Source organism: Pseudomonas sp. MWU16-30322 (assembly GCF_020515535.1).
In the GTDB taxonomy this organism is placed as follows: domain Bacteria; phylum Pseudomonadota; class Gammaproteobacteria; order Pseudomonadales; family Pseudomonadaceae; genus Aquipseudomonas; species Aquipseudomonas fluorescens_H.
Window position 1 is genome coordinate 94,554 of the sequence record NZ_JAIWYL010000008.1, and the last position, 20,275, is coordinate 114,828.

General features: G+C 62.1%; 18 protein-coding genes. 14 read left to right on the plus strand and 4 right to left on the minus strand.

The window, feature by feature from the left end:
• Positions 1 to 14: 14 nt before the first annotated feature.
• The 3 genes from LCH64_RS17700 (at position 15) to LCH64_RS17710 (ending at position 2,934) form a co-directional block, all read left to right on the plus strand.
• Complete coding sequence (locus tag LCH64_RS17700) at positions 15 to 680, plus strand: fumarylacetoacetate hydrolase family protein (RefSeq protein ID WP_003229216.1); 666 nt, start codon at positions 15 to 17, stop codon at positions 678 to 680.
• 222 nt (positions 681 to 902) lie between these two features.
• Positions 903 to 1,826 (plus strand): SdiA-regulated domain-containing protein, encoded by a 924-nt coding sequence (locus LCH64_RS17705; RefSeq protein ID WP_226500879.1) that lies wholly within the window; start codon positions 903 to 905, stop codon positions 1,824 to 1,826.
• A 190-nt stretch (positions 1,827 to 2,016) separates the two neighbouring features.
• On the plus strand, positions 2,017 to 2,934 hold the full coding sequence (locus tag LCH64_RS17710) for an SdiA-regulated domain-containing protein (protein WP_226500880.1): 918 nt from the start codon (positions 2,017 to 2,019) through the stop codon (positions 2,932 to 2,934).
• A gap of 149 nt (positions 2,935 to 3,083) precedes the next feature.
• Here the strand turns inward: LCH64_RS17710 and rpiA are convergent, their stop codons facing one another.
• Complete coding sequence (gene rpiA, locus LCH64_RS17715) at positions 3,084 to 3,758, minus strand: ribose-5-phosphate isomerase RpiA (RefSeq protein ID WP_007913886.1); 675 nt, start codon at positions 3,756 to 3,758, stop codon at positions 3,084 to 3,086.
• Positions 3,759 to 4,059: 301 nt separating this feature from the next.
• On the opposite strand from rpiA, the gene ilvA reads away from it, so the two are divergent.
• Together ilvA and LCH64_RS17725 are read left to right on the plus strand one after the other, a co-directional pair.
• On the plus strand, positions 4,060 to 5,574 hold the full coding sequence (gene ilvA / locus LCH64_RS17720) for a threonine ammonia-lyase, biosynthetic (protein ID WP_003229210.1): 1,515 nt from the start codon (positions 4,060 to 4,062) through the stop codon (positions 5,572 to 5,574).
• 39 nt (positions 5,575 to 5,613) lie between these two features.
• Positions 5,614 to 6,039: a DUF2269 domain-containing protein gene (locus LCH64_RS17725; protein ID WP_226500881.1), complete on the plus strand. Its 426-nt coding sequence runs from the start codon at positions 5,614 to 5,616 to the stop codon at positions 6,037 to 6,039.
• Between the two features lie 106 nt (positions 6,040 to 6,145).
• Here the strand turns inward: LCH64_RS17725 and LCH64_RS17730 are convergent, their stop codons facing one another.
• Positions 6,146 to 6,802, minus strand: a complete 657-nt coding sequence (locus LCH64_RS17730) for an HAD family hydrolase (RefSeq protein WP_003229206.1) — start codon at positions 6,800 to 6,802, stop codon at positions 6,146 to 6,148.
• 143 nt (positions 6,803 to 6,945) lie between these two features.
• On the opposite strand from LCH64_RS17730, the gene LCH64_RS17735 reads away from it, so the two are divergent.
• Together LCH64_RS17735 and ptsP are read left to right on the plus strand one after the other, a co-directional pair.
• Positions 6,946 to 7,425, plus strand: coding sequence for an RNA pyrophosphohydrolase (locus LCH64_RS17735; RefSeq protein ID WP_003229203.1), 480 nt, complete (start codon positions 6,946 to 6,948; stop codon positions 7,423 to 7,425).
• A gap of 22 nt (positions 7,426 to 7,447) precedes the next feature.
• The gene (ptsP, locus tag LCH64_RS17740) at positions 7,448 to 9,727 is read left to right on the plus strand and encodes a phosphoenolpyruvate--protein phosphotransferase (RefSeq protein WP_003229199.1); all 2,280 of its coding nucleotides are present in this window, start codon (positions 7,448 to 7,450) and stop codon (positions 9,725 to 9,727) included.
• A 116-nt stretch (positions 9,728 to 9,843) separates the two neighbouring features.
• Here the strand turns inward: ptsP and LCH64_RS17745 are convergent, their stop codons facing one another.
• Positions 9,844 to 10,590 (minus strand): NRDE family protein, encoded by a 747-nt coding sequence (locus LCH64_RS17745; RefSeq protein WP_003229197.1) that lies wholly within the window; start codon positions 10,588 to 10,590, stop codon positions 9,844 to 9,846.
• A gap of 130 nt (positions 10,591 to 10,720) precedes the next feature.
• Here LCH64_RS17745 and LCH64_RS17750 point away from each other — a divergent pair, with 130 nt between their 5' ends.
• From LCH64_RS17750 to LCH64_RS17760, 3 genes are all read left to right on the plus strand, one after another.
• Positions 10,721 to 11,503 carry a sulfite exporter TauE/SafE family protein gene (locus tag LCH64_RS17750; RefSeq protein WP_003229195.1) on the plus strand — a complete coding sequence of 261 codons (783 nt, stop codon included), beginning with the start codon at positions 10,721 to 10,723 and terminating at the stop codon, positions 11,501 to 11,503.
• A 93-nt stretch (positions 11,504 to 11,596) separates the two neighbouring features.
• Positions 11,597 to 12,412: a prolipoprotein diacylglyceryl transferase gene (gene lgt, locus LCH64_RS17755; protein ID WP_226500882.1), complete on the plus strand. Its 816-nt coding sequence runs from the start codon at positions 11,597 to 11,599 to the stop codon at positions 12,410 to 12,412.
• A gap of 50 nt (positions 12,413 to 12,462) precedes the next feature.
• Complete coding sequence (locus tag LCH64_RS17760) at positions 12,463 to 13,434, plus strand: thymidylate synthase (protein ID WP_047596629.1); 972 nt, start codon at positions 12,463 to 12,465, stop codon at positions 13,432 to 13,434.
• A 126-nt stretch (positions 13,435 to 13,560) separates the two neighbouring features.
• Here the strand turns inward: LCH64_RS17760 and cadR are convergent, their stop codons facing one another.
• Positions 13,561 to 14,010 carry a Cd(II)/Pb(II)-responsive transcriptional regulator gene (gene cadR, locus LCH64_RS17765; protein WP_003229189.1) on the minus strand — a complete coding sequence of 150 codons (450 nt, stop codon included), beginning with the start codon at positions 14,008 to 14,010 and terminating at the stop codon, positions 13,561 to 13,563.
• Positions 14,011 to 14,094: 84 nt separating this feature from the next.
• Here cadR and LCH64_RS17770 point away from each other — a divergent pair, with 84 nt between their 5' ends.
• The 4 genes from LCH64_RS17770 (at position 14,095) to LCH64_RS17785 (ending at position 20,272) form a co-directional block, all read left to right on the plus strand.
• Entirely contained in the window at positions 14,095 to 16,350 is a 2,256-nt protein-coding gene (locus LCH64_RS17770; RefSeq protein WP_226500883.1) for a heavy metal translocating P-type ATPase, read from the plus strand.
• Between the two features lie 16 nt (positions 16,351 to 16,366).
• On the plus strand, positions 16,367 to 17,230 hold the full coding sequence (locus LCH64_RS17775; protein WP_041072184.1) for a LysR family transcriptional regulator: 864 nt from the start codon (positions 16,367 to 16,369) through the stop codon (positions 17,228 to 17,230).
• A 241-nt stretch (positions 17,231 to 17,471) separates the two neighbouring features.
• Positions 17,472 to 18,548, plus strand: a complete 1,077-nt coding sequence (locus LCH64_RS17780) for a putative 2-aminoethylphosphonate ABC transporter ATP-binding protein (protein WP_201136312.1) — start codon at positions 17,472 to 17,474, stop codon at positions 18,546 to 18,548.
• Complete coding sequence (locus LCH64_RS17785) at positions 18,548 to 20,272, plus strand: putative 2-aminoethylphosphonate ABC transporter permease subunit (protein ID WP_226500884.1); 1,725 nt, start codon at positions 18,548 to 18,550, stop codon at positions 20,270 to 20,272. Before LCH64_RS17780 ends, LCH64_RS17785 begins: the two co-directional genes overlap by 1 nt.
• The last annotated feature ends 3 nt before the right edge of the window (positions 20,273 to 20,275 follow it).

Consider the following 20,275-nt stretch of genomic DNA (forward strand, 5'->3'; position numbering starts at 1 on the left):
GCAGGAGTCGGTAAATGAGCTATCAGCACCAGTATGTCGACGGCACGCGCATTCACTTCCCGATCGGGAAAGTCGTGTGCATTGGCCGTAATTACGCCGAACACGCCAAGGAGCTGGACAACCCGGTGCCTACCGAGCCGCTGCTGTTCATCAAGCCGGGCAGTTGCGTGGTGCCGCTGGAAGGCGGCTTCAGCATTCCGACCGAGCGCGGCTCGGTGCACTACGAAGCGGAAATCGCCGTGTTGATCGGCAAGCCGCTGTCGACCAAGCCGAGCCGTGAAGAAGTGCTCGACGCGATCTCCGGGTTCGCCCCGGCGCTGGACCTGACCCTGCGTGACAAGCAGGCCGAGCTCAAGTCCAAGGGCCTGCCATGGGAAATCGCCAAGTCGTTCGACGGCGCGGCGGTGATTGCCCCGTTCGTGGTCGGCAGCACCTTCGCTGATCTGACCGACATCGGCATCCGCCTGACCATCAACGGTGAAGTACGCCAGGACGGCAACAGCAGCGCGATGCTCAACCCGATCGTGCCGATGATCCAGCACATGGCCGGCTGCTTCTCGCTGCAGGCCGGCGACGTGATCCTCACCGGCACGCCAGTGGGCGTCGGCCCGCTGAATGTCGGCGACGACATCGTCCTGGAACTGGTTGGCGCGAGCCGCTTCAGCAGCAGCGTGCGCTGACCGAACGCATTCGATACACAGCAACTGTGGCGAGGGAGCAAGCTCCCTCGCCACAAGTGCCGATCCTGCATTGGCTCTGTGTCGCGGCTCGCAAAGCCGCACGACAATCCCGCCATTTGCCGTTTTTTTCACATCCTGTCCGGATAATTCCTCTCATTCTGGCGTCTGAGCCGGCCTCTTTGTGCTATTACCCATAGCCTGAATTTTCGGAACGCGTCCCTGATGTCAGCTCAAACTCAGCTCAAAACTTCCCGTCGCTCACGTTTTGCCCTGCGCTGGTATGTCTGGCTATTGCTCGTGCTCGCCGTCGCTTATGGCCTGGCGCATATCATGCATTGGGACGACCGTGGCCTGCTGTGGCTGCGCGAACGTTTTGAGAGCCAGGCCGAGCAGAAGGCAAGCATCTGGTTGCCGGATTATCGGGCGGTCATCGATGGCAAGCTGCTGCCGGGCATGGAAAAGGACGAGGCCTCGGACCTGTCCTACAACCCGCAGACCAAAACCCTGTTTTCAGTGATGGGCAAGAACCCGTTCCTGGTCGAACTGAGCTTGCAGGGTGATGTGCTGCGCAAGATGCCACTGGTGGGCTGGATCAATCCGGAAGGCGTGACCGTGATGGAAAACGGCCTGATGGCGATTGTCGACGAGCGCGAGCACCTGCTGACTATCGTCAAGGTCGATGCCAATACCCGCGAGCTGAATATCGCCGACTTCCCGAAATACGATCTCGGTCCGTCGAAAAACCAGAACAAGGCGTTCGAGGCAATTACCTGGGATCCGCGCAACCAGCAGTTGCTGCTGGGCGAAGAACGGCCGCCGGCGCTGTTCACCTGGAAAAGCGACGGCAGCCAGATCCTCAAGGGTGACAAGCAGAAGCTGGCCAATGATGAACTGGACATCCGCAACCTCTCGGCACTGGCCATCGACCCGCGTACCGGCCACACCCTGGTGCTGTCCGCCGATTCGCACCTGTTGCTGGAGCTGGACGAGAAGGGCGAGCAAGTCAGCTTCATGACCCTGCTCGGCGGCTTCAACGGATTGAAGAACACCATTCCCCGTGCCGAAGGCGTGACCATGGACGACGCCGGTACGCTGTACATGGTCAGTGAGCCGAACCTGTTCTATCGATTCGAAAAGCAGAAGTAGCAGCCTGAACCTCTCCCTGTAGGAACTGCCGCAGGCTGCGATCTTTTGATTTTGTTTTTCAAGATCAAAAGATCGCAGCCTTCGGCAGCTCCTACACGGTTCTGTTGTGGGCAAGGGCAAGTGGCCATTAAGCTTCAGTTCAGACTGGCGTGATATTTCATCCGCCTGTTTTGATCCCGAGCCTGCCCGAATGCGTCGACTTGCCCGCCCCAAGCCCCTGTTTGTCATCCTGTCGGTTGTTGCCCTGATCGCGTTGATCGCGGTCGGCCAATACCTGCGCCTGTTCGAGCGCGCCTGGTTCAATCTGCAGGCCTTGTGGCAGCCGTTGAGCAGCGAGGCCATTGGTCTGGGTCAATACCGGGTCGAGGTCGAAGCTCGGGTCATCGAAGGGCTGAACGACGATGTGTCGGCGCTGACCTACGATCCGGTGCGCAAGAGCCTGTTCACCGTGACCAACAAGAATGCCGAACTGGTCGAGTTGTCGCTTGAAGGCAAGATCCTGCGGCGTATCGCGTTGATCGGCTTTGGCGATGCGGAAGCGGTGGAGTTCATCAGCGCCGACACCTACGTGATCACTGACGAGCGTCAGCAACGGCTGATCAAGGTCCATTTGGAGCAGGGCACGACCTTCCTCGATGCGGCGGACGCCGAACAAATGACCCTCGGCGTGCACATGAGTGGCAACAAGGGCTTCGAAGGCCTGGCGTATGACTCGGTGGGCAAGCGTCTGTTCGTCGCCAAGGAGCGCGATCCGATGCTGATTTATGAAGTGCACGGATTTCCGCACTTCAATCCGGAAAAGTCCTACGCGGTGCACGTGATCAACAACCCCAAGCGCGATGCCGGGATGTTCGTGCGCGATCTGTCGAGTCTGCAATACGACGAGCGCAGCGGCCATTTACTGGCGCTGTCCGACGAGTCGGGGCTGATTCTGGAGCTGGATGTGGACGGGCGGCCGTTGAGCACACTGTCTCTGAACAAGGGACGGCAGGGTTTACAGAAGAGCGTACCGCAGGCCGAGGGCATTGCGATGGATGACGATGGGACGTTGTATCTGGTGAGTGAACCGAACTTGTTTTACGTCTTCAAGAAACCTGAGCAAAACTGACTGACACCCCAAAAAACCAAATGTGGGAGCGGGCTTGCTCGCGAATGCGGTGTATCAGACGAATTAATGTATCTGACACACCGCATTCGCGAGCAAGCCCGCTCCCACAGGGGGTGATGCAATTACCCTCAAGAATGGGGCAGTCGGGCTTACTCAGCCTTCAGGGTTTTCACACCTTCGCTGGTGCCCAGCAACAGCAGATCCGCCGGCCGCGCCGCGAACAGACCGTTGGTGACCACGCCGACGATCGCGTTGATCTGCGCTTCCAGCTCCACCGGGTTGGTGATCTGCAGGTTGAACACGTCGAGGATGATGTTGCCGTTGTCGGTCAGCACGCCTTCGCGGTACACCGGGTCGCCGCCCAGTTTCACCAGTTGACGGGCCACGTGGCTGCGGGCCATCGGGATCACTTCGACCGGCAGCGGGAATTCGCCCAGCACTGGCACCAGTTTGCTGGCGTCGGCGATGCAGATGAAGGTCTTGGCCACGGCCGCGACGATCTTCTCGCGGGTCAGGGCGGCGCCGCCGCCCTTGATCAGGTTCAGGTGCGCGTCGCTCTCGTCGGCGCCGTCAACGTAGAACTCCAGGTCGCTGACGGTGTTCAGCTCATACACCGGAATTCCGTGGCCCTTGAGGCGCGCCGCAGTGGCTTCGGAGCTGGCGACCGCGCCATCGAACGCGCCCTTGTGCTGGGCCAGCGCGTCGATGAAGCAGTTGGCGGTGGAGCCGGTGCCGACCCCGACGATGCTCTTGTCGTCGAGTTTCGGAAGGATGAAGTCGACGGCGGCCTGAGCCACTGCCTGTTTGAGTTGATCCTGGGTCATGCGGGCTCCGGAAGCGGGCAAGGTGAGTGCGGAAAGGCCGGCATTATAGGCCTCGCGGTGGTGAAGGGGGAAACACCCCTGTGGCGAGGGAGCTTGCTCCCGCTGGAGCGCGAAGCGGTCCTTTGCATTCTTTCAGACAAATCGAATGTTCTGATTTACGACTGCTGCGCAGCCGAGCGGGAGCAAGCTCCCTCGCCACAATAGTTCTCCACACCCTAAAACCCCCTGTTCAGTGTGGTCGCCCGGGCAAAAGCCGGGTTAGACTCCTTGGCCCTGCCCAACCGCTCAGTGATGCTTTCCGATGCTCGAACAGTACGTCAAAAAGATCCTCACCTCGCGCGTTTATGACGTTGCCGTAGAAACCCCGCTGCAGAACGCTCGCCAGCTCTCCGAGCGGCTGGGCAATGACATCTGGCTCAAGCGCGAAGACTTGCAGCCGGTGTTCTCGTTCAAGATTCGCGGCGCGTACAACAAGTTGACCCAGCTGTCTGACGAAGAGCGCGCCCGTGGCGTGGTCACCGCATCGGCGGGCAACCATGCGCAGGGTCTGGCGCTGGCAGCGAAAGTGCTGGGCGTGAAAGCGACCATCGTGATGCCCAAGACCACTCCCGAGATCAAGGTCGAAGGCGTGCGTTCGCGCGGCGGCAAAGTGGTGCTGCACGGCGATTCCTTCCCGGAAGCCCTGGCCTACTCGCTGAAACTGGTCGATGAAAAGGGCTACGTCTACATCCACCCGTACGACGATCCGCACACCATTGCCGGGCAGGGCACCGTGGCGATGGAAATTCTGCGCCAGCACCCGCAACCGCTGGACGCGATTTTCGTGCCGGTCGGCGGCGGCGGGCTGATCGCTGGCATCGCGGCGTACGTGAAATACCTGCGTCCGGACATCAAGGTCATCGGCGTCGAGCCGGACGACTCCAACTGCCTGCAAGCGGCCATGGCCGCCGGCGAGCGCGTGGTGCTGCCGACCGTGGGCATCTTTGCCGACGGCGTGGCCGTGGCGCAGATCGGCCAGCACACCTTCGACATCTGCAAGGATTACGTGGACGAAGTGATCACCGTCAGTACCGACGAGATCTGCGCGGCGATCAAGGATATCTACGACGATACCCGCTCGATCACCGAACCTGCCGGTGCCTTGGGTGTGGCCGGGATCAAGAAGTACGTCGAGTTGCGCGGCGTCAGCGGCCAGACCTTCGTCGCCATCGACTCCGGGGCCAACGTCAACTTCGATCGCCTTCGCCATGTTGCCGAACGCGCCGAGCTGGGCGAGGGCCGCGAAGCGATCATCGCCGTGACCATCCCGGAGCAGGCCGGCAGCTTCAAGGCGTTCTGCGAAGCCATCGGCAAGCGCCAGATCACCGAATTCAACTACCGCTACAACACCGGCAGCGAAGCGCACATCTTCGTTGGCGTGCAGACTCACCCGGAAAACGACCCGCGCAGTGCACTGCTGGCGAGCCTGACCGGGCAGGGCTTCCCGGTGCTCGACCTGACCGACAACGAACTGGCCAAGTTGCACATTCGCCACATGGTCGGCGGCCACGCGGCGCACGTCATCGACGAAGTGGTGTTTCGCTTCGAATTCCCGGAGCGCCCGGGTGCATTGTTCAACTTCCTCAACAAACTGGGCGGACGCTGGAACATCTCGATGTTCCACTACCGTAACCACGGCGCGGCGGACGGCCGGGTGGTCGCGGGCCTGCAAGTCCCGCATGACGAGCGTCATCTGGTGCCGGCGGCACTGGAAGAAATCGGCTACCCGTATTGGGATGAAAGTGAAAACCCGGCCTATCAGCTGTTTCTTGGCTGAGCGGCTACGCTGATGGGCAGGCCATAAGGAAATCGAACAATGGAAACGTTAACTGCCCTGAAAACCGCGCACATGGTCGCCACCGTGGTGTTGCTGGCCAGTGCGCTGGGTCTGGGAATCTGGGTTTTTCTCGCGCGGCGCAAAGGTGATGCCACGGCGGGCAGCCGCACCTTGCAACGGCCACGGGTGTTCATCTGGTTGTTGATGGGCCTGGCGCTGTTGAGCATGCCGTTCACTGGCTGGGGCATGGTGCATCTGGTTGGCTGGCCGCTGGGACAAACCTGGTTGCTGGCCTCCAGCGTGCTGTACACCGTGGCGGCACTGGCGTGGTTCTGGTTGCTGGTGCGGTTGAATCGGTTGCGCAAGGCGCCGGGTGGCGTTGGCAAGTTCACCTTTGCCTTGGCGTTGTTCAGTTTCGTCTGCTTTATCGCCATTGCCGGGTTGATGGGGGCCAAACCTGTTTAAGGCTTCACACCGCGTTGGCCCCATTCGGGAGCAAGCCCCCTCCCACATTGGATTTGTGCTGTGAACACGGTCCCCTGTGGGAGCGGGCTTGCTCGCGAAGGCGTAATCAGTCGCGCAACGAAATCACCGGCCAGCCACGCTTCTCGGCTTCAGCGCGCAGATTCGGATCCGGATCAACGGCCACCGGGTTCGCCACCTGCTCCAGCAGCGGCAGGTCATTCATCGAATCGCTATAGAAATAGCTGTCATCCAACGAATACCCAGTCTCATCCAGCCAACGATTCAGGCGCGTCACCTTGCCCTCACGGAAGCACGGAATATCGGTGCTGCGCCCGGTGTAGCGGCCATCGACCATCTCGCACTCGGTGGCAATCAGGGTTTCAACGCCCAGGCGCACGGCAATCGGGGCGGTGACGAAGCGGTTGGTGGCAGTGATGATCACCAATTTGTCACCGGCGTCGCGGTGCTGTTTCAGCAGTTCCAGCGCCTTGGGCAGCACGATCGGCTCGATGCAGTCGCGCATGTAGTCGTTGTGCCACTGTTCGAGCACGGCCATTTCGGTGCGGCCGAGGATTTCCAGGCAGAAGTTCAGGTACGCGGCGTTATCCAGCTTGCCGGCCAGGTAATCCTGATAGAACTCGTCGTTGCGCGTCTTGTACGCCACCGGGTCGAGGAAGCCGCGTTCGCACAGATAGTCGCCCCAGGCGTGATCGCTGTCGCCGCCCAGAAGGGTGTTGTCCAAATCGAATAGAGCCAGGCGCATTGCAGTTACCCGCTGAAAAGTCAGTAAAAAGGCGACAAGAATACGGTCTTTTCACAAGAGTGCACATAAGGTAGGAACCTTCGTTGCCGCCTTATCAAGCTTTGTGGAACAATGCGGCGACATGCGTTTGCGAGGTTGTTGCCGTGATCGACCCCGATGGTTTCCGCCCCAATGTCGGGATCATTCTGACGAATGACGCCGGCCAGGTGCTATGGGCTCGCCGTATCAATCAAGATGCCTGGCAGTTTCCACAAGGGGGAATCAACCCCGAGGAGACGCCGGAGGACGCCTTGTACCGCGAGCTGAACGAAGAAGTTGGCCTGGAACGTGAAGATGTTGAAATACTGGCCTGTACTCGTGGCTGGTTGCGCTATCGTTTGCCGCAACGTCTGGTGCGTACCCACAGCCAACCGCTGTGCATCGGCCAGAAACAGAAATGGTTTCTCCTGCGCCTGATCTCCAACGAGCAGCGGGTGCGGATGGATTTGACCGGTAAACCGGAGTTCGATGGCTGGCGCTGGGTCAGTTATTGGTATCCGTTGGGCCAGGTGGTGACATTCAAGCGCGAGGTGTATCGACGCGCCCTCAAAGAGCTTGCCCCGCGCCTTTTAGCGCGCGACTGACGACGGAGTTCGACCCCGAGCCATGCTCAATACGCTGCGCAAGATCGTCCAGGAAGTTAACTCCGCCAAGGATCTCAAGGCGGCGTTGGGGATTATTGTGTTGCGCGTCAAAGAGGCCATGGGCAGCCAGGTCTGCTCGGTCTACCTGCTTGATCCCGAGACCAACCGCTTCGTCCTGATGGCCACCGAGGGCTTGAACAAGCGCTCGATCGGCAAAGTCAGCATGGCACCCAACGAAGGTCTGGTGGGTCTGGTCGGCACGCGTGAAGAACCCCTGAACCTCGAAAACGCCGCGGATCACCCGCGCTACCGCTACTTCGCCGAGACCGGCGAGGAGCGCTACGCCTCGTTCCTCGGGGCGCCGATCATTCACCACCGCCGCGTCGTCGGCGTGTTGGTCATCCAGCAGAAAGAACGTCGCCAGTTCGACGAAGGTGAAGAAGCCTTCCTCGTGACCATGAGCGCGCAGCTCGCCGGCGTTATCGCCCACGCCGAGGCCACCGGCTCGATCCGCGGTCTGGGCCGTCAGGGCAAGGGCATTCAGGAAGCCAAGTTCGTCGGCGTACCGGGTTCGCCGGGTGCTGCCGTCGGTACCGCGGTGGTCATGCTGCCGCCGGCGGATCTGGACGTGGTGCCGGACAAGCACATCACCGACATCGACGCTGAGCTGGCGCTGTTCAAGACCGCCATCGAAGGCGTGCGCGCCGACATGCGCGCGTTGTCCGCCAAGCTCGCGACCCAGTTGCGCCCGGAAGAGCGCGCGCTGTTCGACGTTTACCTGATGATGCTCGACGATGCCTCGCTGGGCAGCGAAGTCACCACCGTGATCAAGACCGGCCAATGGGCCCAGGGCGCACTGCGTCAGGTGGTCACCGATCACGTCAACCGTTTCGAACTGATGGACGACGCCTACCTGCGCGAGCGCGCGTCGGACGTCAAAGACCTCGGTCGGCGCCTGCTGGCGTATCTGCAGGAAGAGCGTCAGCAGAATCTGGTCTACCCGGAAAAAACCATTCTGGTCAGCGAAGAGCTGACGCCGGCCATGCTCGGCGAGGTGCCGGAAGGCACGCTGGTCGGTCTGGTGTCGGTCCTCGGTTCGGGTAACTCCCACGTCGCGATCCTGGCCCGGGCCATGGGCATTCCGACGGTGATGGGCCTGGTCGACCTGCCTTACGCCAAGGTCGACGGCATTGAAGTGATCGTCGATGGCACCCGCGGTGAGGTCTACACCAACCCCAGCGACGTCCTGCGCAAGCAGTTCGCCGAGGTGGTCGAAGAAGAGAAACAACTGGCGCTGGGCCTCGACACCCTGCGTGATCTGCCGTGCGTGACCCTCGATGGCCACCGCATGCCGCTGTGGGTCAACACCGGCCTGCTGGCCGATGTGGCGCGGGCACAAAAGCGTGGCGCCGAAGGTGTCGGCCTGTACCGCACCGAAGTGCCGTTCATGATCAATCAGCGCTTCCCGAGCGAAAAGGAACAGCTGGCGATCTACCGCGAACAGCTCGCCGCGTTCCACCCGCAACCGGTGACCATGCGCAGCCTGGACATCGGCGGTGACAAGTCGCTGTCGTACTTCCCGATCAAGGAAGACAACCCGTTCCTCGGCTGGCGCGGGATTCGCGTCACCCTCGACCACCCGGAAATCTTCCTGGTGCAGACCCGCGCGATGCTCAAGGCCAGCGAAGGCCTGAACAATCTGCGGATCCTGCTGCCGATGATCTCCGGCACCCACGAACTCGAAGAAGCCCTGCACCTGATCCACCGGGCCTGGGGCGAAGTGCGCGACGAAGGCACCGACGTGCCGATGCCGCCGATCGGGGTGATGATCGAAATTCCGGCCGCGGTGTACCAGACCAAGGAACTCGCGCGGCAGGTGGACTTCCTGTCAGTCGGCTCCAACGACCTGACTCAGTACCTGCTGGCGGTCGACCGCAACAACCCGCGGGTGGCCGATCTCTACGACTACCTGCACCCGGCGGTGCTGCAAGCCCTGCAAACCGTGGTGCGCGACGCGCATGCCGAAGGCAAACCGGTGAGCATCTGCGGCGAAATGGCCGGTGATCCGGCGGCGGCGGTGCTGTTGATGGCGATGGGCTTCGACAGCCTGTCGATGAACGCCACCAACCTGCCGAAAGTGAAGTGGATGCTGCGTCAGATCAACCTGAGCAAGGCCAAGGATCTGTTGGCCGAGCTGATGACCATCGACAACCCGCAAGTGATCCACAGCTCGCTGCAACTGGCGCTGAAGAATCTCGGGCTGTCGAAGATGAATCCGCCGGCGGTCAACAAGGCTCTCTAAAACCTTGTGGGCCTCTTCGCGAGCAAGCCCGCTCCCACATTTGACCGAGTGCTACCTTTGGAATGTGGTCGAATGTGGGAGCGGGCTTGCTCGCGAAGGCGTCAGTTCAAACGCTGCTAAACAGCAATCTCCACCTCGCCCAAATGCCCGCCATACGGCCCGAAACTGCGCTCGACCATTCGCCGCGTGCCGTCCGCCTGCACTATCAACGCCGTACTCGCCCGTGTGCCATAACTCTGGCTGGCAATGAACACACTCGACAGCAACGATTCGGTGGCCAGCCCGACCCCGGTATCCGGCAGCTCGGCAAACGGCGCAGTCTGCGCATCGCCCAGCAGCTCCAGTAACCGCGCAGGCTGTGGATCATCCAGCACCGCACTCAGTGCAGCCTTGGCCTTGAGCAGTTTCGGCCACGGCGTATCCAGCCCGGCATTCGATAGCCCGTAGATCCCCGGCTCGAGCATCACCGGCTCGGACGTCCGCGCATTGAAGTGCCACAGCTCATGGGCATTGCCCAGCAGCAGGTTGAACCCGGCGTATTCCGGCGCGCGAGCGACCACATCGCGCAAATAATCATCAATCGACGCATCGCCCGTGAGAAACCGCGCCACCAGCTCCCCCCGCGACTTGCGCGCCGGTGGCTGGTGCGGATCGCGGATATTGGTCAGCGCGGCAAAGCGCCCATTGGCGCCGATTCCCAGCCACGTGCCGCCAGCCTCAAGATCGCGCCCCGCGTGCACGTGCGGCGCGTCGGCCCATGGCGCCAGCGGCAGGCTCGAGCGGGCGTAGAACTCGTCACGGTTGGCCGCGACGATCAGCGGCTGGGCATGGCCCGGGCGCCAGGCGAAAACAATCAGGCACATAAGGTGGTCCTTGTGTGTTTTTTGCTCACTCTACGCAGTCAGCGTCCGTGCATCCATCGCCAGTTCCGCCAGAGGGTGTGCATCCGTTACCATGCCGCTCCGGTTTTGGGGATGCGTCTGGGAGACGGCCGTGGAATTTCTGCTCTATCTGGCGCTGGGCGCCTGTGCGGGCGTGCTGGCCGGGCTGTTCGGGGTGGGCGGCGGGATCATTATTGTCCCGGTGCTGGTGTTCAGTTTTACCTTGCAGGGTTTCGATCAGTCGATCCTTACACATCTGGCGGTTGGCACGTCGCTGGCGACGATCATCTTCACCTCGGTCAATGCCGTGCGCGAACACCACCGGCGTGGCGCCGTGCGCTGGCCGATTTTCAAGTGGATGGCGGTTGGCATACTGCTCGGCGCCGGTTTCGGTGCGCTGACGGCCGAGGCGATTTCCGGGCCGAACCTGCAAAAGATCATCGGCGTGTTTGCCTTGGTGATCTCGCTGCAGTTGGCGCTGGACATCAAACCCAAGGCCAGTCGAACCGTCCCCGGCAAACTCGGTCTGACCGTGGCCGGGAGCGTGATCGGTTGGGCGTCGGCGATTTTTGGCGTCGGCGGCGGTTCGCTGACCGTGCCGTTTCTGACCTGGCGCAGCGTGCCGATGCAGCAAGCCGTGGCGACCTCGTCAGCCTGTGGCCTGCCGATCGCCCTGGTCAGTGCATTAAGTTTCATGATTCTGGGCTGGCACGATTCGTTGTTGCCGCCGCATAGTCTCGGTTTTGTTTATTTGCCGGCGCTGCTGGGCATTGCCCTGACCAGCATGGTCTTCGCCCGTCTCGGCGCGCGCCTGGCCCACAGATTGTCGCCGCGCTTGCTGAAACGGCTGTTCGCCGCTTTGCTGTTCTGCGTGGGCCTGAATTTCCTGCTCTGACCTGCTGGTTCAGAGCAGGCCGCAATCCTGGCTTAATCCTGAGGTGGCAGCGTCGCCCGGGAATTTTGGTTTCAACTCTAACGAGGAGTCGCAATGCTGCCTTACCCGCAGATCGACCCGGTGGCCCTGGCCATCGGTCCGCTGAAAATCCACTGGTACGGCCTGATGTACCTCGTCGGCATCGGCGGCGCATGGCTGCTGGCGTCGAGCCGGCTCAACCGTTTCGACCCGACCTGGACCAAGGAGAAGCTTTCCGATCTGGTGTTCTGGCTGTCGATGGGGGTGATTGTCGGTGGGCGCCTGGGTTACGTGCTGTTCTATGACCTGAGCGCGTACATCGCCAACCCGACGCTGATTTTCGAAGTGTGGAAGGGCGGCATGTCGTTCCACGGCGGATTCATCGGCGTGATGCTCGCCGCGCTGTGGTTCGGCAAGCGTAACGGCAAGACCTTCTTCCAGCTGATGGACTTCGTTGCGCCGATGGTGCCGATCGGTCTGGGCGCCGGGCGCATCGGCAACTTCATCAATGCCGAGCTGTGGGGCAAGCCGTCCGACGTGCCGTGGGCGATGATCTTCCCGCCGTTCAGCGATCCGGCGCAGCTGCCGCGTCACCCGTCGCAGCTGTATCAGTTCGCGCTCGAAGGCGTCGCGCTGTTCCTGATCCTGTGGCTGTTCTCGCGTAAGCCGCGCCCGACCATGGCCGTGTCCGGCATGTTCGCGCTGTTCTACGGCATCTTCCGTTTCATCGTCGAGTTCGTCCGCGTACCGGACGCGCAACTGGGCTACCTGGCCTGGAACTGGCTGACCATGGGGCAAGTGCTGTGCGTGCCGATGATTGTCGCCGGACTGTTCCTGATCTGGCTGGCCTATCGTCGCGCGCCGGCAGCACCGCTCGCGCCGACCGCTTAAACTACGAACCCCGGCGCGCGACGCCGGGGCTCAAAGGACACAGGTAACTCATGAAGCAATATCTCGAACTGGTCTCGCACGTCATTCAGAACGGCACCAAACAGGCCAACCGCACCGGCATCAACACCATCAGCTTCCCGGGTGCGATGCTGCGTTTCGATCTGCAGGAAGGCTTTCCGGCGATCACCACCCGCAAGATGGCCTTCAAATCGGCCATCGGCGAGATGTGCGGTTTTCTGCGTGGCGTGAACAATGCCGCTGAATTCCGTGCGCTGGGCTGCAAGGTCTGGGACCAGAACGCCAACGAAAATGCGCAGTGGCTGGCCAACCCGTTCCGTCAGGGCGAAGACGACCTCGGCGAAATCTACGGCGTGCAATGGCGCAAATGGCCGGCGTACAAGCAGATCCCGCTGAGCAACACCGCCGCCATCGAACAAACCCTGAGCAACGGCTACAAGCAGATCGCCCAGGGCGAAGAAGACGGCCAGGCCTACGTGGTGCTGTACAAAGCCATCGATCAGGTGCGCCAGTGCGTCGACACGATCATCAAGGATCCGGGCAGCCGCCGCATCCTGTTCCACGGCTGGAACGTCGCCCAGCTCGATGAGATGGCCCTGCCGCCGTGCCATCTGCTGTACCAGTTCCACCCGAACGTCGAGACCAAAGAGATCTCCCTGACCCTGTACATCCGCTCCAACGACCTGGGTCTGGGCACGCCGTTCAACCTCACCGAAGGCGCCGCGCTGCTGAGCCTGATCGGGCGCCTGACCGGCTACACGCCGCGCTGGTTCACCTATTTCATCGGTGATGCGCACGTCTACGAGAACCACCTGGACATGCTCAACGAACAGCTCAAGCGCGAGCCGTTCGCCATGCCGAAGCTGAAGATTTCGGATCGTGTGCCGGAGTTTGCCAAGACCGGTGTGTATCAGCCGGAGTGGCTGGAGCTGGTGGAACCGAGCGATTTCTCGCTGGAAGGCTATGAGCACCATGCGCCAATGACCGCGCCAATGGCGGTCTAAAAACTTCACGCAATACCTGGTGGGAGCGGGCTTGCTCGCGAATGCGGTGTATCAGTTAACGATGATGTCGACTGACACTCCGTCTTCGCGAGCAAGCCCGCTCCCACATTGGGTTCTGTGTAAGTCTCAGTGGCCGTGGCTGCGGCCCACATGGGAGTGTTCGACTTCCGTCGCCACAACCCCGCCACTCACCTCCAGCCGCTGCAAGATCCCGCACTGATCCGCCCCCGGCCCTTCGCCACAGCGTTGGCGCAGGTCGAGCAGTTGTGTCTGCAACGCCAGCAACCCATCAATTCGCGCCTTTACATGCTGGATATGCTCGTCGATCAGCGCATTGACGTTTTCGCACTGGTCCTGCGGGCTGTCGCGCAAGGTCAGCAGGCTGCGGATCTCTTCGAGGGTCATGTCGAGGGTGCGGCAGTTGCGGATGAAAGTCAGGCGTTCGGCGTGGGCCTGGGTGTAGACGCGGTAGTTACCGTCGCTGCGCGCCGGTTCCGGCAGCAAGTTTTCGCGCTCGTAATAGCGGATGGTTTCCACGGCGCAGTCGGTGAGTTTCGCCAGTTCTCCGATCTTCATGACGGCAATCTCCAAAAGGGTGCTTGACCCTATAGTGGCTACAGGGTCTTTACTTGGCAACAGGCACCTTTATGGACGCGACCAATGAGCGATTCCCAGCACAACCACAAATCCCACGCGGGACACGACCACAGCCACAAATTGCAGCCTGTGCATAAGCATGACCACGGTGGCGATTCCTGCTGCGCGTCGAAAACCGCCGCGCCTGCGCGGGTGCAACTGAGCGAAAAGACCAGCGCTGACGCCCGACTGAGCAGTTTCCGCATCGAGGCGATGGACTGTCCGACCGAGCAGACGCTGATCCAGAACAAGCTCGGCAAACTGGCCGGCGTGCAGCAGCTGGAATTCAACCTGATCAACCGCGTGCTCGGCGTGACCCACAATCTGCCGGACACCGCGCCGATTACCGAGGCGATTACCTCGCTGGGCATGCACGCCGAACCGCTGGAGGCGGGCGTCGAAACCCCGGCCCCGGCGCCGGTGAAAAAACACTGGTGGCCCCTGGCGCTGTCCGGCGTTGGTGCGCTGGCGGCTGAAGTGATCCACTTCACCAACGCCGCGCCGACCTGGGTGGTGGCGATCATTGCGCTGGTGTCGATCCTCAGCGGCGGCCTGACCACCTATAAAAAGGGCTGGATCGCCCTGAAGAACCGCAACCTCAACATCAACGCGCTGATGAGCATCGCGGTGACCGGTGCGGTGCTGATCGGGCAGTGGCCGGAAGCGGCGATGGTGATGTTCCTGTTCACCGTGGCCGAGCTGATCGAAGCGCGTTCGCTGGATCGTGCGCGCAACGCCATCAGCGGTCTGATGCAGATGACCCCGGAACAGGCCACGGTGCAGCAAGCCGACGGCAACTGGGTCGAACAAGAGGTCAAAAGCGTCGAACTCGGCGCCCGCGTGCGGGTAAAACCCGGCGAGCGTATCGCGCTGGACGGCGAAGTCGTCAGCGGCAGCTCGACCATCGATCAGGCACCGATCACCGGCGAAAGCCTGCCGGTGGAGAAAACCATCGGCGATAAAGTCTTCGCCGGCACCATCAACCAGGCAGGCTCGCTGGAGTACACGGTGACTGCGGCGGCGAACAACTCGACCCTGGCGCGGATCATCCACGCCGTCGAGCAGGCTCAAGGCGCACGGGCGCCGACTCAGCGCTTTGTCGATCAGTTCTCGACAATCTACACCCCGGTGGTGTTCGTGCTGGCGCTGGCCGTGGCGATCATTCCGCCGCTGTTCATGGGCGCAGTGTGGTTCGACTGGATCTACCGTGCGCTGGTGCTGCTGGTGGTGGCGTGCCCCTGCGCACTGGTGATTTCCACCCCGGTGACCATCGTCAGCGGCCTCGCGGCAGCGGCGCGCAAAGGCATTTTGGTCAAGGGCGGCGTGTATCTGGAGGGCGGTTTCAAGCTCGATTATCTGGCGCTGGACAAGACCGGCACGATCACCCACGGCAAACCGGTGCAGACCGATTACCTGTCGCTGGACCCGACCACTGACGCCACAGCCCCGGCGATTGCCGCCGCGCTGGCCGGGCGGTCCGATCACCCGGTGTCGCTGGCCATCGCCAACGCCGCTGTGGATAAAAACCTCGCCGTGCTGAGTGTGGATAACTTCGAAGCGCTGGCCGGGCGTGGTGTGAAGGGCCAGGTCAACGGCCAGACCTATCACTTGGGCAACCACCGTCTGGTTGAAGAGCTGGGCCTGTGCTCGCCGCAACTGGAAGAGAAGCTGTTTGCGCTGGAGAAGCAGGGCAAGTCCGTGGTGTTGCTGCTCGACAGTTCCGGCCCGCTGGCGCTGTTCGCCGTGGCCGACACGGTCAAGGAATCCAGCCGCGAAGCGATCCGCCAGTTGCACGCGCTGGGCGTGAAAACCCTGATGCTCACCGGTGACAACGTGCACACCGCGCAAGCCATTGCGGCGCAGGTCGGCATCGACCAGGCCAAAGGCGACTTGCTCCCGACCGACAAGCTGCAAGCTATCGAAGAGCTTTATGCACAGGGGCATCGGGTCGGCATGGTCGGCGACGGTATCAACGACGCTCCGGCGCTGGCGCGGGCCGAAATCGGTTTCGCCATGGCGGCCGCCGGCACCGACACCGCGATTGAAACCGCCGATGTCGCCCTGATGGACGACGATCTGCGCAAGATCCCGGCGTTCATCAGCCTGTCGCGCGACACCGCGAGCATCTTGAAACAGAACATCGCGTTGGCACTGGTGATCAAGGCTATCTTTCTTGGGGTAACCTTCGCCGGACTCGCCACTATGTGGATGGCGGTGTTTGCCGACATGGGCGTGAGCCTGCTGGTGGTGTTCAACGGTTTGCGCCTGCTGCGCAAATAAACGATGAGGGATGGTTGTGCTGAGTGCCGAGCTGAAAGCGTTTTATATGGTCGCCCGCCTGGGCAGCATTACGCTGGCGGCGAAAAAGCTCGGCCTCAGCCAACCCACCGTGACCACGCAGATCCGTAATCTGGAAAGTCAGTACTCGGTGGAGCTGTTCTACCGTGGCGGTCGGCGCCTGAGTGTCAGCGACGAAGGCGCGCGGCTGTTGCCAATGGTCAAGGCGCTGTTGCAGCAGGAGGCCGACATCGAGTTCTTCCTGCGCAACAGCGGTCAGGTGCAGGGCACGCTGCGCATCGCTGCCACCGCGCCGTATTACATCCTCGATCTGGTGAAAACCTTCCGCGAGCGCCTGCCGCAGGTGGAAGTGTCGGTGGAAATCGGCAACTCGCAGCAGGTGCTCGAAGCGCTGGAGGATTACCGCGTGGATGTCGCGGCGTCGTCGCAGTTGCTTGAGGATGCGCGCTTGATTCGCCGGGTATTGGGTAGCGATCCGCTGGTGCTGGCGGTGCATCGCAACCATCCGCTGGCGGCGCAGGAGCATGTGGCGTTGAGCGCGCTGGCCGGGCATACCTTGCTGATGCGCGAGTCCGGTTCGACCACCCGGCGCCTGACCGAGGAGTTGCTGGAAAGCGCCGGAGTCAGTTTTGGCCCGCTGCTGGAGATCGGCAGCCGCGAGTCGATCCGTGAGGCGGTGCTGCGCAATATCGGCATCAGCATCATTGCTCGCCAGGAAGTCCCGCACGATCCGCAGTTGCGGGTGCTGACCATCGAGAATGCGCCGCAGATTCCCGAGTATCTGTATTGCCTCAAGGAGCGCAAGGGTGCGCGGTTGCCGGCGGCGTTTCTGGGATTGGCCCAGGAAATGTCCCCGGCCTGATTTCTTCAGTGCCCATGCCGGCCTCTTCGCGAGCAAGCCCGCTCCCACAGGGGATAGTGTTCACAACACAAATCCAATGTGGGAGCGGGCTTGCTCGCGAAGGCGTCAGACCAGGCAACACATGACTTGAAACCTGAACCAAAATCCCCGAATACCACTATCAGCCGTTTTTGCCTCACTGCCACATGACGGACGCATTACAACTCTAGGATTGGCCCCATCAGCTTGATGAGGTCTGTCCATGAATCCTGCAATCGCAACTGCCCTGACCAACCCCGGTGCGCCGATGAAAGTGCGCGGCGTGCAGAAGCGCTTCGGCGCGTTCACCGCGCTGGATAACGTCTCCCTCGATGTCGCGGCCGGTGAGCTGGTGTGCCTGCTCGGCCCGTCAGGCTGTGGCAAGACCACGCTGCTGCGCTGCATCGCCGGGCTTGAGAAGCAGGACAGCGGCGAGTTGTACCTCGGAGATCGCGATGTTTCGCACCTCGCGCCGCAAGCCCGGGACTACGGCATCCTGTTCCAGTCCTACGCGCTGTTCCCCAATCTGACCGTCGAAGCGAACATTGCCTACGGCCTCGCCGGCAGTGGTCGTGACGAAGTGCGTCGTCGCGTCGGGCAGATGCTGGAACTTGTCGGCCTTACCGGCAGTGAGAAAAAGTACCCGGGCCAATTGTCCGGCGGTCAGCAACAAAGGGTCGCACTGGCTCGTGCCCTGGCCCCGGCGCCGTCGCTGCTGTTGCTCGATGAACCGATGTCGGCCCTTGATGCCCGAGTGCGCGAGCATCTGTGCACCGAACTGCGCCAACTGCAGCGCAACCTCGGCATCACCACCCTGATGGTCACGCACAATCAGGACGAAGCCATGCTGATGGCCGACCGCATCGCCGTGATGCACAACGGCCGGGTCGAGCAGTACGCCACCCCGCAGGAAATCTACAATCGCCCGGCCACGCCGTTCGTGGCCGAGTTCGTCGGGCAGGGCAACTGGCTGCCGTTCCAGCGCAGCAGCGCCAGTCACGCCCGGGTTGGCGGGATGGATGTGCGTCTGGCCGATGGCAGCGTCAGCGGCGCTTCGGGCCGACTGTTCTGCCGTCCGGAAGCCATCAGCGTCAATCCGTTGGTGCACGAAGAAAACCTGTTCCCGGCGAAAGTCCGTGAGATCACCTTTCTCGGCAATCGCTGCCGCATGAGCTTCGAACTCGACCAATTGCCGGGCCACGCGCTGCTCGCTGAACTGGCGCCGGAAGCCATGCCGCGCCTCGGTGCCCAGCAGATCATGGTCGCCTTGCCGCCGCGCAGCCTGCAGGTGTTTGCCTGATGAGCGCGAACATCGCACTGCCGCTACCGCACAAGCAGGCGCGGCGAGTGTCCGGGGCCGAGGTCGGTGACCGGATCTTCGTCCTCGGCGGCAAACTCCTGCTGCTGTTACTGCTCGGTGTCGCCGTGCTGCTGCCATTGCTGGCGATCTTCTGGCGCGGCTTCAGCAGCGAGGCCGGGCAGGGCGGTGGCTGGCTCGCCGCCAAGGAGCTGGTGACCAGCGAGAATTTCCACTGGCTGCTCGGCAACAGCCTGAAAGTTTCCCTCAGCGTCGCGGCCATCGTCGTACCGCTGGCCTACCTGTTTGCCTACGCCCTGCAACGCACACTGATTCCGGCCAAGGGCATCTGGCGCGGGATTTCCCTGCTGCCATTGATGGCGCCGTCGATGCTGCCGGGTATCGCACTGGTCTATCTGTTCGGCAATCAGGGCATGTTGCGCGGGCTGCTCTCGGACAACATCTACGGGTTCTGGGGCATCGTGCTGGGTGAGGTGATCTACACCTTTCCGCATGCGCTGATGATTTTGCTGTCGGCGCTGTCGCTGGCCGATGCGCGGCTGTTCGATGCGGCGTCGAGCATGGGCGCCAGTCCGGCGAAAGCCTTTCGCAGCATCACCTGGCCGGCGACCCGGCAAGCGGTATTCGCTGCGTTCTGTCTGGTGTTCACCTTGACCATCACCGATTTCGGCGTGCCGGTGGTGGTCGGTGGCGACTATCAAGTGCTGGCGCTGGAAGCCTACAAAGCCGTGGTCGGCCAGCAACAATTCGGTCGCGGGGCGCTGATCGGCATGGTGCTGTTGCTGCCGGCGCTGTTCAGCTTCGGCGTCGATGCCTGGCTGCGCCGCCGTCACGGCGATTCCATGAGCGGCCGCGCCCAGGTGTTCAAACCGGCGCCGTCGAAATTGCGTGATGGCTGCTATCTGGCGATTGTTTTGTTGATCAGTGCGGCGCTGCTGCTGGTGTTCGGCATGGCGGTGTTTTCCTCGCTGGTGAAGTTCTGGCCGTACAACCTGTCGCTGTCGCTCAATCACTATCAGTTCAACGAGACCGCCGGCGGTGGCTGGCTGGCGTACAGCAACAGCTTGAAGATGGCGCTGGGCACGGCACTGATCGGCAGCGTGCTGATCTTCACTGGCGCTTATCTGATGGAGAAAACCCGCAGCCAACGCGGCCTCAACCTGACCCTGCGCATGCTCAGTTTCGTGCCGATGGCAGTGCCGGGGCTGGTGCTTGGCCTGGGTTACGTCTTCTTCTTCAACCTCAGCGGCAATCCGCTGCACGTGCTGTACGGCACGATGACGCTGCTGATCGTCTGCACCATTGCGCACTATTTGACCACCGCGCAAATGACCGCGACCACCGCGCTGCGCCAGCTCGACGCCGAGTTCGAAGCCGCCGCGCTGTCGCTCAAGGCGCCGCTGTACCGCCATTACCTGCGCGTCACCGTGCCGATCTGCCTGCCGGCGCTACTGGACATCGTGCGCTACCTGTTCGTCTCGGCGATGACCACGGTGTCGGCGGCGATCTTCCTCTACAGCCCCGACACCATCCTCGCGGCGGTGGCGGTGCTGAACATGGATGACGCCGGCAACGTCGGCGGCGCGGCGGCGATGTCGACCCTGATTCTCTTCACCTCGGCAGGCGTGTCCTTGCTGCTGGCGTGGGCTTCGCGCGGCTTACTGCGCCGTTCCCAGGCCTGGCGGCAAACCGCGCCCGGTCACTGATTG